The organism is Streptomyces cucumeris (assembly GCF_024295805.1).
Lineage (GTDB): Bacteria > Actinomycetota > Actinomycetes > Streptomycetales > Streptomycetaceae > Streptomyces > Streptomyces cucumeris.
In genome coordinates this window covers 41,230-53,495 of sequence record NZ_JANCLX010000038.1, presented here as the reverse complement: position 1 = coordinate 53,495, position 12,266 = coordinate 41,230, and the positions used below count along the sequence as shown (strand labels likewise).

General features: G+C 69.9%; 15 protein-coding genes. 3 read left to right on the top strand and 12 right to left on the bottom strand.

Annotation, left to right across the window (positions count from 1 at the left end):
- Positions 1-153: 153 nt before the first annotated feature.
- Positions 154-654 carry a DinB family protein gene (locus tag NMK44_RS35785; protein WP_254751097.1) on the bottom strand — a complete coding sequence of 167 codons (501 nt, stop codon included), beginning with the start codon at positions 652-654 and terminating at the stop codon, positions 154-156.
- A gap of 43 nt (positions 655-697) precedes the next feature.
- Entirely contained in the window at positions 698-1,324 is a 627-nt protein-coding gene (locus NMK44_RS35780; protein WP_254751095.1) for a class I SAM-dependent methyltransferase, read from the bottom strand.
- 98 nt (positions 1,325-1,422) lie between these two features.
- Here NMK44_RS35780 and NMK44_RS35775 point away from each other — a divergent pair, with 98 nt between their 5' ends.
- On the top strand, positions 1,423-2,058 hold the full coding sequence (locus tag NMK44_RS35775; protein WP_254751093.1) for a helix-turn-helix domain-containing protein: 636 nt from the start codon (positions 1,423-1,425) through the stop codon (positions 2,056-2,058).
- Positions 2,059-2,089: 31 nt separating this feature from the next.
- Here NMK44_RS35775 and NMK44_RS35770 read toward each other — a convergent pair whose 3' ends face one another.
- Genes NMK44_RS35770 through NMK44_RS35760 form a run of 3 tightly spaced genes read right to left on the bottom strand, consistent with a single transcriptional unit; the run spans position 2,090 to position 4,012 of the window.
- On the bottom strand, positions 2,090-2,509 hold the full coding sequence (locus NMK44_RS35770; protein ID WP_254751091.1) for an arsenate reductase ArsC: 420 nt from the start codon (positions 2,507-2,509) through the stop codon (positions 2,090-2,092).
- Positions 2,502-3,614: an ACR3 family arsenite efflux transporter gene (gene arsB, locus NMK44_RS35765; protein ID WP_308358714.1), complete on the bottom strand. Its 1,113-nt coding sequence runs from the start codon at positions 3,612-3,614 to the stop codon at positions 2,502-2,504. The genes NMK44_RS35770 and arsB overlap by 8 nt, the downstream gene beginning before the upstream one ends.
- Positions 3,611-4,012, bottom strand: coding sequence for an ArsR/SmtB family transcription factor (locus NMK44_RS35760; RefSeq protein ID WP_254751089.1), 402 nt, complete (start codon positions 4,010-4,012; stop codon positions 3,611-3,613). The genes arsB and NMK44_RS35760 overlap by 4 nt, the downstream gene beginning before the upstream one ends.
- A gap of 91 nt (positions 4,013-4,103) precedes the next feature.
- On the opposite strand from NMK44_RS35760, the gene NMK44_RS35755 reads away from it, so the two are divergent.
- On the top strand, positions 4,104-4,580 hold the full coding sequence (locus NMK44_RS35755) for an ArsI/CadI family heavy metal resistance metalloenzyme (protein WP_254751087.1): 477 nt from the start codon (positions 4,104-4,106) through the stop codon (positions 4,578-4,580).
- Between the two features lie 68 nt (positions 4,581-4,648).
- Here the strand turns inward: NMK44_RS35755 and NMK44_RS35750 are convergent, their stop codons facing one another.
- Both NMK44_RS35750 and NMK44_RS35745 read right to left on the bottom strand, forming a co-directional pair.
- Positions 4,649-5,107, bottom strand: a complete 459-nt coding sequence (locus NMK44_RS35750) for a MarR family winged helix-turn-helix transcriptional regulator (RefSeq protein WP_254751085.1) — start codon at positions 5,105-5,107, stop codon at positions 4,649-4,651.
- A 140-nt stretch (positions 5,108-5,247) separates the two neighbouring features.
- Complete coding sequence (locus NMK44_RS35745; RefSeq protein WP_254751083.1) at positions 5,248-5,607, bottom strand: DUF6204 family protein; 360 nt, start codon at positions 5,605-5,607, stop codon at positions 5,248-5,250.
- Positions 5,608-5,677: 70 nt separating this feature from the next.
- On the opposite strand from NMK44_RS35745, the gene NMK44_RS35740 reads away from it, so the two are divergent.
- Complete coding sequence (locus NMK44_RS35740) at positions 5,678-6,271, top strand: DinB family protein (protein WP_254751081.1); 594 nt, start codon at positions 5,678-5,680, stop codon at positions 6,269-6,271.
- Between the two features lie 88 nt (positions 6,272-6,359).
- On the opposite strand, the gene NMK44_RS35735 is transcribed toward NMK44_RS35740, so the two are convergent.
- From NMK44_RS35735 to NMK44_RS35715, 5 genes are all read right to left on the bottom strand, one after another.
- Positions 6,360-7,862, bottom strand: coding sequence for an FAD-binding oxidoreductase (locus tag NMK44_RS35735; protein WP_254751079.1), 1,503 nt, complete (start codon positions 7,860-7,862; stop codon positions 6,360-6,362).
- 95 nt (positions 7,863-7,957) lie between these two features.
- Positions 7,958-8,659: a DUF998 domain-containing protein gene (locus NMK44_RS35730; protein ID WP_254751077.1), complete on the bottom strand. Its 702-nt coding sequence runs from the start codon at positions 8,657-8,659 to the stop codon at positions 7,958-7,960.
- Positions 8,660-8,881: 222 nt separating this feature from the next.
- Positions 8,882-9,610 carry a hypothetical protein gene (locus NMK44_RS35725; RefSeq protein WP_254751075.1) on the bottom strand — a complete coding sequence of 243 codons (729 nt, stop codon included), beginning with the start codon at positions 9,608-9,610 and terminating at the stop codon, positions 8,882-8,884.
- 99 nt (positions 9,611-9,709) lie between these two features.
- A complete protein-coding gene (locus NMK44_RS35720) occupies positions 9,710-10,270 on the bottom strand; it encodes a hypothetical protein (protein WP_254751073.1) in 561 nt (186 codons plus the stop codon).
- Between the two features lie 53 nt (positions 10,271-10,323).
- Complete coding sequence (locus NMK44_RS35715) at positions 10,324-12,189, bottom strand: alpha/beta fold hydrolase (RefSeq protein WP_254751071.1); 1,866 nt, start codon at positions 12,187-12,189, stop codon at positions 10,324-10,326.
- Positions 12,190-12,266: the final 77 nt, after the last annotated feature.

The following is a 12,266-nucleotide window of genomic DNA, read 5'->3' as shown; positions in this document are numbered from 1 at the left end:
GTACCGGTGCTGCTGCCGCGGTGTCGCGGACGTGTGGGATGGGCCGCCGAATGCCGTGCCGCCGAACGCGACCTGGGGAGAGAACAGTGGCCCGGGCAGCGGCAGATCGAGGTGGCCCAGGTGTGCGGTGTCAGCGGGGAGTTGGCCGGCGGATCAGCGGCCGGTCGTGCCGTCGATGAGTTCGCGGAGGATGTCCGCGTGGCCCGCGTGCCGGCCGGTCTCCTCGATCATGTGGGTGAGTGCCCAGCGGATGCTGGGAGCGGGGCGGTCCGGCCGTGGTCGGGGGATCGGTGCGCCGAGGTCGATGCACCCGTCGAGAACGTCGTTCGCGCGCTCGACCGCGTCTCGGTAGCGGGCGACGACATCGGCCACGCTGTCCGCCGGTGCGGCCTGGAACGTCGCCTGCCAGTCGGTGACATCGTCCCCGAGGAACATCGAGTGCTCGACGAACGTCAGGTGGTTCAGCAGGCCGAGCAGGTTCGTGCCGGACGGCACCGCGGCGGTGCGCACCCGCGGTTCGGGTGCGCCGTCGACCTTCGCGGCGATCGAGGTCCGGAGGTAGTCGAGGAATCCACGCAGGACCTCGATCTCGCTGCTTCCGGTCCGGGGTGGCGGGGTGTCGCCGCGGCGGTCGCGGCGCGTGGTGCTGGGCAACTGTGGTCGCCTTCCTTCGTCGGGGGCGGCGTCGGACACCGTGTCAGGCGGTGCGGCGGATGAGGAGGACATGGTCGGTGACCTCGGCGGTGCTTCCGTCCGGTCCAGTGGCGATCCGGCGGGGTGCGTCGGCCCGCTCGACCGTCCATACCGCCGGGTCCAGCTCGATACCGGCGGCGACCTCCCGCGGGCTCGGGTACCGGGTGTCGGGGTCCTGGTTCCACGACCACGGTGCGGCCGAGCCGTGGTCGACGACCAGCAGCCGCCCGCCCGGGCGCAGTGCGTGTGCGGCCGAGCGCAGTACGGTTGCCCGGTCCAGGGCACAGGGGGTGTGCAGGTAGTGGGCGCAGACCAGGTCGAATGCGCCGGGCGGGAAAGAGGTGTGCAAGTCGGCCCGCACGGTGGTGACATGGTTACCCAGGCCGTGTGAGCAGGCGAGGGAGGCGAGCCGCTTGACCGCCACGGCCGAGATGTCGGCGGCGGTGACCTGCCATCCCTGACCGGCGAGCCACAGCGCGTCGCCGCCATCGCCGCATCCGAGGTCCAACGCGTCACCGGTGGGCAGGCCCGTCACCACCTCGGTGAGCCGGGAATTCGGCCGCGGGTCGCCGGCTGCCGGCCGGGCCGCGTAGACGCCGTCCCAGAACGCGACCGCATCGGTGGGGCTCATCAGGACTCCTTGTGTCGGGAGGGTGTCGGGATGCGCTCAGTCTTGCCAGGCACCCCGCGAACTGGCACGGAATCTTGCGGTTCCGGCAAGATGGCCCGATGGATCGCAAGACGGACGACGACGTCCTCGACGCGGTGGGATCGCGGCTTCGTGCGCTGCGTCGTGACCGCGGCATCACCCTCGCCGACCTCGCGTCGACGACCGGTGTATCGGAGAGCACCCTGTCCCGGCTGGAGAGTGGGCAGCGCCGGCCGAGCCTGGAACTGCTGCTGCCACTGGCCCGTATCTACGACGTTCCGCTGGACGACCTCGTCGGTGCCCCGCACACCGGCGACCCCCGGATCCACCTCAAGCCGATCAGGCGGTTCGGGATGACCTTCGTGCCCCTGTCCCGGCGACCGGGCGGTGTGCACGCGTTCAAGATGATCATCCCCGCCCGGCCGGAGCCACTCGAACCGACGCCGCAGACCCACGAAGGCTTCGAATGGCTCTACGTGCTCAGCGGACGGCTGCGACTTGTGATCGGCGAGCGTGACCTGACACTGCCGTCCGGTGAGGCCGCCGAGTTCGACACGTCCCTGCCCCACTGGCTGGGCAGCGCCGACGGTGGCGTGGTTGAGCTGCTCATCCTGTTCGGTCTGCAAGGGGTGCGTGCGCATGTACGCACCGACGCTCATCGATCCGATCAGGCCGGGGGCGGCGGTGAACTCAGCGGGAGGGGTCGTGGTCGCTGAGGTGGCGCCAGGGGATCGCATGCCGGGCGGGTCACCCGTGGTCTTCCAGGATGAGTTCGCTGATCAGGTTCTCGATGCGGTGTCGGATCTCGTCGCGGATCGGGCGGACGGCCACGACGCCCTGACCGGCCGGGTCCTCAAGTTTCCAGTCCAGGTAGGTCTTGCCGGGGAAATACGGGCAGGCGTCGCCGCAGCCCATGGTGATGACGACATCCGAGGCTCGCACGGCTTCGGCGGTCAGCACCTTCGGGGTCTCTGCTGCGATGTCGATCCCGACCTCCGCCATCGCTTCCACGACGGCAGGGTTGATGTGCTCGGCGGGTGCCGAACCCGCTGAGCGGACTTCCACGCGGTCGCCCGCGAGATGGGTGAGGAATGCGGCTGCCATCTGGGAACGGCCCGCGTTGTGGACGCAGACGAAGAGCACGGACGGAGTCGTGGGGTCAGACACGGGCGGGCCCTTCCTGGGCGGGTGCGGGCTCGACGGCCACGGGGGGCGGTTGGGGGAAGTATCGGCGCGCGGCCAGGGCCACATGGACGAGGCCGATCAGGACGGGGACCTCGATGAGCGGGCCGACGACTCCGGCCAGGGCCTGTCCGGAGGAGGCACCGAAGGTGGCAATGGCGACGGCGATGGCAAGCTCGAAGTTGTTGCCCGCCGCTGTGAACGCCAGCGTGGTCGCGCGTGGATGGTCCAGGCCCACGGCCCTGCCCAGCGCCATGGACCCGGCCCACATGACGGCGAAGTACACCAGCAGGGGCATTGCGATCCTGGCTACGTCCATCGGTCGCGAGGTGATCGCCTCACCTTGGAGGGCGAACAGCACGACGATGGTGAACAGCAGCCCGTACAGGGCGAACGGGCCGATCCGCGGAATCAGCTTCGTCTCGTACCAGTTCCGTCCCTTTGCCTTCTCGCCCAGGCGGCGGGTGAGGAACCCGGCCACAAGAGGGATGCCGAGGAAGATGAGCACGCTGCGGGCGATCTCCCACACGCTGACGTCGAGAGCGGTCTGTTCCAGGCCGAGCCGGCCGGGCAGCACGGTGAGATAGAACCAGCCGAGCGCGGAGAAGGCGATCACCTGGAAGACGGAGTTGAGGGCGACGAGAACCGCGGCGGCTTCCCGGTCCCCACAGGCCAGGTCGTTCCAGATGATGACCATGGCGATGCAGCGGGCGAGGCCCACGATGATCAGGCCGGTGCGGTACTCGGGAAGGTCCGGCAGGAGGAGCCAGGCCAGCGCGAACATGATCGCGGGGCCGAGGATCCAGTTCAGTACGAGTGAGGGGATCAGCAGTCGGCGGTCCCGGGTGACCGTGTCGAGGCGGTCATAACGGACCTTGGCCAGGACCGGGTACATCATCACCAGCAGGCCGAGTGCGATCGGCAGTGAGACACCGGTGACGGTCACCTTCGCCAAGGCGTCGCCGAGGCCGGGAACGAGTCGCCCCAGGCCGAGACCGCTGGCCATGGCCAGCAGGATCCACACCGCGAGGAAGCGGTCCACGAACGACAGGCGCACGGCGATCGGGCCGGTGGAGGGGGCGGCGGTCACGAGACGTCCGTCGTTGTGGTGCGGTCGGGCCGTGGCTCACCCGCAGGGCGGGTGAGGATCCCCGCGAGCCGGTCGGTCATCTCCGGCAGCAGCCAGTAGTAGACCCACGTGCCGCGGCGTTCACAGTCGATCAGTCCGGCTTGCCGCAGCAGTTTCAGGTGGTGGGAGATCGTGGGCTGCGAGAGCTCGAAGGCGGGGGTCAGATCACACACGCACACCTCGCCTCCGGCCCGGGAAGCGATCATCGACAGCAGCCGGAGCCGGATCGGGTCGCCCAGCGCCTTGAACACCTTCGCCAGCTCGACGGACTGCGCTTCGTCCAGCGGAGCGGTCAGTAGCCCGGGGCAGCAGCCCTCGGCGCCGTCCTGCCCGAGCACCACAAGGTCTTGTTTCGACATTCTTCTATGTTGACGTTCTTCGATCCAAGATGCAACCTTGAATTGAAGGACATCGATACAGGTCATCGATGCAACCCGATGGGAGACCGCCATGTCCCGTGTACAGCTTGCTCTGAACGTCCCTGACCTTGATGCCTCGGTGGCGTTCTACTCCAAGCTCTTCGGTGCCGAGCCCGCCAAGCGTCGCCCCGGATACGCCAACTTCGCGATCACCGAGCCGCCGCTGAAGCTGGTGTTGATCGAAGGCGAGGCAGGCCAGGACACCCGGCTCGATCACCTCGGCGTGGAGGTCGCCTCCACCGACCAGGTCAACGCCGCCGCCGACCGCCTCAAGGGCGCCGGACTCGCCACCTTCGAGGAGAACGACACCTCGTGCTGCTACGCGCTCCAGGACAAGGTGTGGGTTCACGGCCCCGGTAAGGAGCCCTGGGAGGTTTACGTGGTGAAAGCTGACGCGGACAACCTGGGCAAGGGCGTCGCGGTCCCCGGCGCCGCCGACACCTGCTGCACGGACCGGCCCGGGGCGGAGGAGGCGGCGGCTGCCTCCGGCTGTGGGTGCGGAGCCTGATGCGCAGTCCACGACGGGTTGGTGAGAAGGTGCTTGCCGGTCCACTGGCACCCTGGGGACCCGTCAGGTCACATGGCCGGGGGCGTCCGGTCGGTGAGTCCGGCACCGCCGAGGCGGGTGAGGAGAAGGGAGAGCCCTCCCAGGTCCTCCTTGCTCCACACCGCGGCGGAGAAGACCTCGGCGGCGATCTGCTCGGCCGTGGTGCGCATGTCCGCCAGGCGTTCCCGGCCGGTGTCGGTCAGTGCCGCGTAGGCCACCCGCGCATCGCGGGCGTTCGTTTCCCGTGTGACCAGTCCGATCCGTTCCAGTGGCGCCAGCCCCCGGGTCACGCCGGAGGCGGTCAGCCCCAGCGCCTCGGCCAGGTCCACCCGGCGCATCCGGCCGCCGGGCGCCTGTGCCAGGCGCAGCAGCATGGTGAAATCGGCCAGGCTCACACCGTGCAGTCCCGACAGACCGGAGTCGAACCGCTTCACGAGGGCCGTCTGGGCCCGCACGAGACGTAGCGACACGTCCAGTGCCTCATTCATTGCCACCTCCTTGACTGCTCAAGCATATGGCGAAAGCTCGAGCAGTCAAGGATTCCTGTGGAGAGGGGCGAGTGCCCGGCCGAGGTGGCCGGCGCGGTCGGACTCTTGCCGACAGGGCGGAGCGAGGGCCGCCCGGGGGATCAGATGTGCTTCTGTGCCGCGGCGCGTCGCTGCCGCTTGCCCAGCGGTGCCTGAGAGAGGTCCTCGGCCTTGCTCCTGAGGTTCTTGTAGCCGTAGCCACGTTCGGTCAGCCAGGTTTTCGCCGCCTCCTCGGCGCGTTCGGTGGCCTCCAGGATGTCCTCCTCTTCCTCCCCGGAGTCCTGGAAACGGAAGGTGAAGGCGGCACGTGCGGCCAGCTCGTAGCTGAGGTGTCCCTCAGGGGTGAAGGCCGCGCGAAGGGGATCGTGCTGCGCGGCGCGGGCCACGAGCTCGGCCCGCTGATCGGTGCTGAGTCCGTCGAAGACACCGCGGACGGTGATACGGAAAGTACGAGTACTCATCCCTCCACACTACGGGTGCGCCGTGCTCGGCCGGTCTCCGTTGTCGGTCCACCGCTGCAGAATGCCGGGTATGAGCGATCCGAAAGCGGAGCTCCTCCGCTATCTGCAGTCCGCCCGTGAAGCGCTGGTGTGGAAGCTCGACGGGCTCTCCGAGTACGACGTCCGCCGGCCCCTGACGCCGACCGGGACCAATCTGCTGGGGCTGGTCAAACACGCGGCCGGGGTGGAGCTGGCCTACTTCGGCGACACGTTCGCACGGCCGTACTTCACCGAGGAGCCCCCACCGTGGTGGTACACGGAGGACGCCGAACCCAACGCGGACATGTGGGCGACCGCGGAGGAGTCGCGTGAGCAGATCGTGGGGCTCTATCACCAGGCGTGGGAGCACTCGAACCGCACCATCGAGGCACTCGCGCTGGACGCGGCCGGTCAGGTCCCGTGGTGGCCGCGGGAGCGGCGGGAAGTGACCTTGCATCACATCCTGGTCCGTGTCCTCTCCGACACTCATCGGCATGCGGGCCACGCCGACATCGTCCGGGAACTCATCGACGGAACGGTCGGGATGTGGAAGGACAACGACGGTATGCCACCGGGTGACCGGACGTGGTGGGCGAGCCACCGGAGCCGACTGGAGCAGGTGGCCCGGGACGCCGGCCGCGGCTGACCGGAGGGGTGGTGGCCACTGAGGTCAGCCGGTGGCCACCACCCGCCGGGTCCGTGTCACGGCGGGCGGTCCGGCGCGGGCTCGGCTCTCAGCTGGTGACACCCTGGGCGAAGTGGAAGAAGTCGCCCGGGTCGTACCGCCGCTTCACCTCGGCGAGCCGTGGGTAGTTGGCGCCGTAGTACGCCCTTCGCCAGTCGCGCAGACCGGGATCGATGAAGTTCTGGTACGCCTCGCCGTTGCCGTACGCGTCCAGATCACGGCTGAGCCCCCGCAGCCAGCGGAGGTTCGCCGCGACGAGGGCGGCGTCGTCCTGTTCGGCCCAGGTCGTCTCGGAGGCCAGCAGGAAGCCGGCGGTGCGGTGGATGAACGCGGTCTCCCGGGGTGCGACGTCGCCGATCGCACCGCCCCACGCGAACACGGCGAGGCCCGCGCCGTCGGGGTTGGAGCTGCCGGGCCAGTCGTCGACGGCCTCCATGAACGTCTCGACCCCGCGCTCGGGCAGCGGGCGGTCCAGGTAGCGGGAGGTCACGGCATACCGGCCGCTGGGGACACTGTGGTAGAAGAAGTCCTTGGCCTGCCAGAACGTCCGGTTCTCGATCAGCACCCGCTTCGGCCGCGCGGTCCGCAGGACGGGTGCGAGCAGGTCCCGCAGATCGTTCGCGGTTCCGAAGAACTGTCCGAGGGCCGACACCTTCCGCCCGGCCTCGATCTCCGGGCGGCTCTGGCCGGCGCTGCCCCCGCCGATGCGGCAGGAGAACGCGTTCGGCGCCCCCAGCGCCAGGGCCTGGACGGCCGCGAACGCGGCGGGTGTGTCCCGCCAGTCCCAGTCGAGCTGGTAGACCGCCACCGTGTTCACGGGCGTGGTGCGGAAGGTGAACTCGGTGTTGATGCCGAAGTTGCCTCCGCCACCGCCCCGGCAGGCCCAGAACACGTCCGGGTGCCGCCTCTCGTCGCACACCAGGGAGTTGCCCGCGGCCGTCACCACCCTGGTGCACGCCAGGGCGTCGGTGGTCAGGCCCAGCTGCCGTGAACTGAAGCCGAATCCGCCGCCCAGGGTCAGCCCGCTGACGCCGACCGTGGGGCAACGGCCTGCGGAGAAGGCCAGGTTGTGCGGCTGGAGCGCGGTGTAGATGCCGCTGTTCCGCGCACCCGCCCCCACGGTGACCGTGCCCGCCTCACGGTCCGGCCGCACGTCGTTCAACTGCCCCAGATCCACCAACAGTCCCCTGGTGGCGGAGTATCCGCCGTAGCTGTGCCCGCCGGACCGGGCCACCAGATGGATACCGGTCCGCTGCGCCCACAGGACCGCGGTCCGCACATCACGGGCGGTGTGGCAGACGACGACCCCGGCGGGGCGCCTGGCGTCGTACCGGAGATTCTGCGGATGGCCCCACTCGCCGTAGCCGTCGTCCTCGGGCCGGATCAGTGTGCCGTTGAGGCCGCGCGCGAGTTCGTCCCACGCGATGTCCGGAAGTGTGCCGCGTGGCGCGGCGTGGACGAGCCCGCCGAATCCGGTGAAGGCCGATCCGGCGGCTGTCGCGCCGACGGCCGCACCTCCCCGGAGTACCCGCCGTCTGCTGACCGCCGTCATGGCGCGCTCACCTCACCGATGAAGAGATCCATGGCGGTGAGTCTCGCCGCCGACCCGGGCGAACGCGGGGTCAGGCGCGTCGAACCATACGCACATCACCCCTTGGTGGCGGCCCTGCCTCTGAGCGGGGCAACGTCCGGCTGATGATCGGACCGCCCCTGCCGGGAAGAGGTTTTTCCCGTGGCGCGGAGGGCGACGAGGACGACGGCGAGTGTCCAGAGCTGTGTCATCCCGGCCGCGATCCGCTCCATGCCACCGAGACCGGTACCGGGGTCGTGGCGCGCGAAGAACATCCAGGTCGCGAGGAACGCCGTGGCGGCGAGAGTGAGGCTCACGACCCTGACCCGCGCGAGCGGTGCGTCCTTGCGGACACATCCGGCGCACAGCAGCCCGATGTTGCCCAGTCCCATGATGAGGAGCGCGCCCAGGACGTGCAGATCCTCGTTGACGTCGGCCGGGACCATCCCGACCAGGACCCAGCCCGCCGCACCGATGGCGAACAGGATCCGGGTGGTCCACGCCATCGCTCCCCGGCCCCAGATGAATCCGGTCAGCACCATGCCGATCAGCAGCAGTACACCCTGGGCGGCGAACGAGGTGTTCATGAGGGTGTGCAGCGGGGAGCAGACGTAGCGGGGGCGGGACTCGTCCCACATCTGGCACCGGACGTTGCCCAGATCGCTGATGTTGTTGTTCCTCCAGCTGTAGGGGGTGTGCCACCGGGACCCCGCGATCAGCTGCACGACCAGGAACTGTGCCGCGTTCAGGACCCAGGCGGCGGCGCCGATTCTGGCCACCCACCGCCGGTGGGTTCCGGGACTCGATACGAACCTCGACTTCACGACTGTCTCTCCGTAGGGGTGGATCGGCCGCGCTCGTGGAGCGCGTAACGGTCGTGAGACACGCTCGCAGTGGGAGAGGTCCGGTACATCACTGCCGGGAGTGAAGTGTGGCTCCCTCCTGACGGGGATGCCGTCTGGCTCTTCCGGGGGATCCGTCGACGTGGTCCGCCGAGCGGATCACGCCACGTCCTCGGAGGAGCGGCGGGCGCGTCGCCGGATCATCCCTTGCGACCTCAGAAGTGCGACGGTCACTCCGGCGCCCGCGGGGATGACCGGCCAGTACACGGGCCCCTTCCCCAGCGCACCGCAGATCAGGAGCGCGAATATCGCCGCCGTTCCGATGGCGAGGCCGGGCCACAACGCTGCGAACCGGTCGTCCCGTGTCAGCCGGACACCGGAGGTCCGGCGCGCCACGTACGCCCGAGCGGACATGGCCAGGGCGATCAGATAGCCCATGATCAGCGGATACAGCACGAACAGGGTGCCGTCCACGGGTGTGACATGCCAGCCGGGCCACACATGGTGCCCCGCGATCTCCACGACCCGTCCGTGCCACAGACCCACGCCGACCGTCCGGCCCTGCGTGAGGCCGTGCACGGCGTCGGGCCCGACCTCGTCGACGGTCTTCCGCTCCCCGTCCACGCGCAGTTCGACCGAGTACGACTGGGAGATGAACGGCTTCCCGCCGCCGTCCTGACCGCCGCCGGTCTCTCCGGACGTCGTGTGGGAGGTCGTCTCCACCACGGTGGCCCACGCCGTCCGCAGGGACCCGGTCGACCGGGCGTGGGCGATGGCCGTCTCCTGGTAGGTGCGTACGGCGAGCATGACCACCAACACCGTCATGACGAGGTGGAACACCGCGCGACCGATGCGTCTGCCTGGGCCCTTGGCCGTGCTCGTGTCCACTGTGCCCCCTGGCTCCGGCAGCCGACAGACAGGAGGAATGCCCGCGTGCGCGGGCTCGTACACCCCTGGTCCAGGACGTGCCGCGCGCGAGGTCCGGCGTCAGCGCGCGGATGATCCGGCGATGTCCGAGGGCTCGATGTCGTGGAACGCGGAGGCCAGGAGGGTCGTGGGCTCCTCGCCCTCATCGCATCCCGCCGAGGAGACCAGCAGGAATTGCACCTGCACGGCGTCCGGCACGTGTTCCCCTTGGTGCGTCACGAAGTTGAGGAGGCTGAGGTACGGGACGGTCATCTGGACGTACTCCACCCGCCGCTCCTCACGCAGCACCGCCGTCAGGTCGGTGACGATGTCGAGCAGGGCCTTCTCGCCCCGCCGCCCCGAGTGCCAGACCATCTGCCGCACCGACCTGACCTGTGTCATCGCCTGCTCCGTCCATACGCTCACCCCGCCGTCGGCGAGCCGGTTCCGGATCAGCAGGTGGGTGTCGTTGCTGCCGGGGTTCGGTGCGAAGAACGTCGAGATCGGCAGGGTCACGTTGGCGGGGTCGACGGTGTCCAGGAGGCGGGGCCGCTTCTTGAACTGCTGGGCGACGGTGAGCCCGAACCAGGAGAGCAGCAGCCCGTACAGGCCGTACCGGGGGAGCGGTGTACGGAGGGCCATGGTGGTTCTCCTCGTTCGGTGTCGGTGTGCGTGTCGAAAGACCGTGGTGTGTCTCAGCCTGGGCGGCCGTGGGCGAGCCCGGTGGCGTGGGCGCGGACCCACTCGATGCTCTCGACGACCGCCGGTGCGTGCTCCGGCGCCATCACCAGGGAGTTGTGTCCCGCGTCCGGCACGACGTCATGCCGCGAAACCGTGGACAGGCCCGCCAGCTCGCGCTGGAGGCCCTCGTGTGCCGGGTCGGCCCGCACGGTCTCCTCCGCGGTGAGCACCGCCACGGGCCGGGAGACCGCCGACAGCCGTGCCGCGTCGGGTGACCACGAGTGCTGCCAGTGGTGCATCTCCTGACGGGTCGCCCACCAGGTGCCCGGCGCCTCCACGCACCTCTCGGTGGCCTCGGCCATGTCGTCCGGCAGGGAGCCGAACGGCCGGTACTCCTGCGGCCGGCGCGGCACTCCGGCCAGGGCCCGGAGCCACGATGTGGTCACCTGCTGCCGGACCCACGGCAAGGTCTTCCGCTGCCCCGTCGACCGCCTGAGCTGATCCGGATGGGAGGAGTCCACGAACACGAGCCCCACGACGAGTTCGGGGTGGCGGCGCGCGAAACACCGGATCAGCACCCCGCCGACCGAGTGGCCGACGAGCAGGAACGGCGGACGCGCACCGAGAGCGGAGAGCAGCGCCCCCAGTCTCGCGCTGCTCCAGTCCGCGTCGCGCGGAACCGGAGCCGCGGCGCTCCAGCCGATACCGGGCCGGTCATACGCCACGTAACTGGTGCCGGGGCCCAGTTTGCCCAGCACCCAGCCCCATTCGGTGGCCGGACAGGCCATGCCGTTCTCGAAGACGACCGTCGGTCCGACGCCGTCCGTGTTCGCCAGCGCGTGCACCTCGTGCCCGTACACACGGACCATCTCACCCGGTGCCGATGCCCTCATCCTTACGCGTCGGCGCGCGGCGGCGCGGTGGACCGTCGCGCCTGCGAGCACCGCGGCCCCAGCGCCGGCGAGTACCGCGTTGCGCACCCCACCTGGTCGGGTCGGCGCGGCCACCGAGGACTTCAGCGGGGCAGGACGGCGCGGGGACCGGGGCGCCACCTTGGAGCCCGGTCCCAGCGCGCGCGACACATGGGCGACCGCCGGATAGGTGGCGCCGAACGACCACACGAACCGGTTGAGCCCCATGAAGCGGGCGTTGCCGAGGTGGAAGGCCGCTCCGGCAGCCAGGATCCCCCGGGCGACGGGCTTCGGGGCCACCAGCGCCAGCGGGAAGGCCAGCTCGCCCGCGATCGTGGACCAGGCCACCGCCTTGGCCAGCCACGGCCGGTCCCTGACCATCCGGTAGAACGAGCTGTCGCCGTAGGTGCTGGTGCGGAAGATGCGGGGGATGGCGCTTCCGTCCCGCCACACCGGCGAGATGAGTTTGGCCGCCCCGGACGTGGCGTAGGAGAGACACGCCTGCGCGGCGAGGAAGGCCACGACGGCCTCCCGGGCGCGTTCGTCGTGCGGGAACGCCTTCTCCAGGGCCGCACAGGCGTAGTTCACGAAGGCGAAGTGGTCGGAGCCGTCGAACCCGTACCGCGTACGCGTCTGCAACCCGTACGCCGTCGCGCACATCGTGGCGGCGAGGACACCGCGCCGGGTACGGCTCGCGTCCGGCAGCAGCAGTCCGAGACCGGCGAGGCCGCGGGTGTGCACCAGTCCCATGACGTTCGGATAGCCGAAGACCTTGTCCAGGCGGTCTCCCGCGCCGGGCCACGCCTGGGACATACGGAGCTTGCCGACGCGCCAGCTGAAGAGGCCGCTGTCGGCGAACTGGGCGGAGGTGGCCAGCTGTTCCAGACTGCCGATGACCTGACCTATGGAGGTGAGGAGTTCGACCTTGCGGAAGACGGCGTCAACGGCATCGCGCTCTTCGTCATGCATATGCGCTCCGGAGCAGATGGGGCGGCGTGGGGAGGGCGGCACCGGTGTGCCGGGCGAATGAGAGCTCGGCGCCCCCG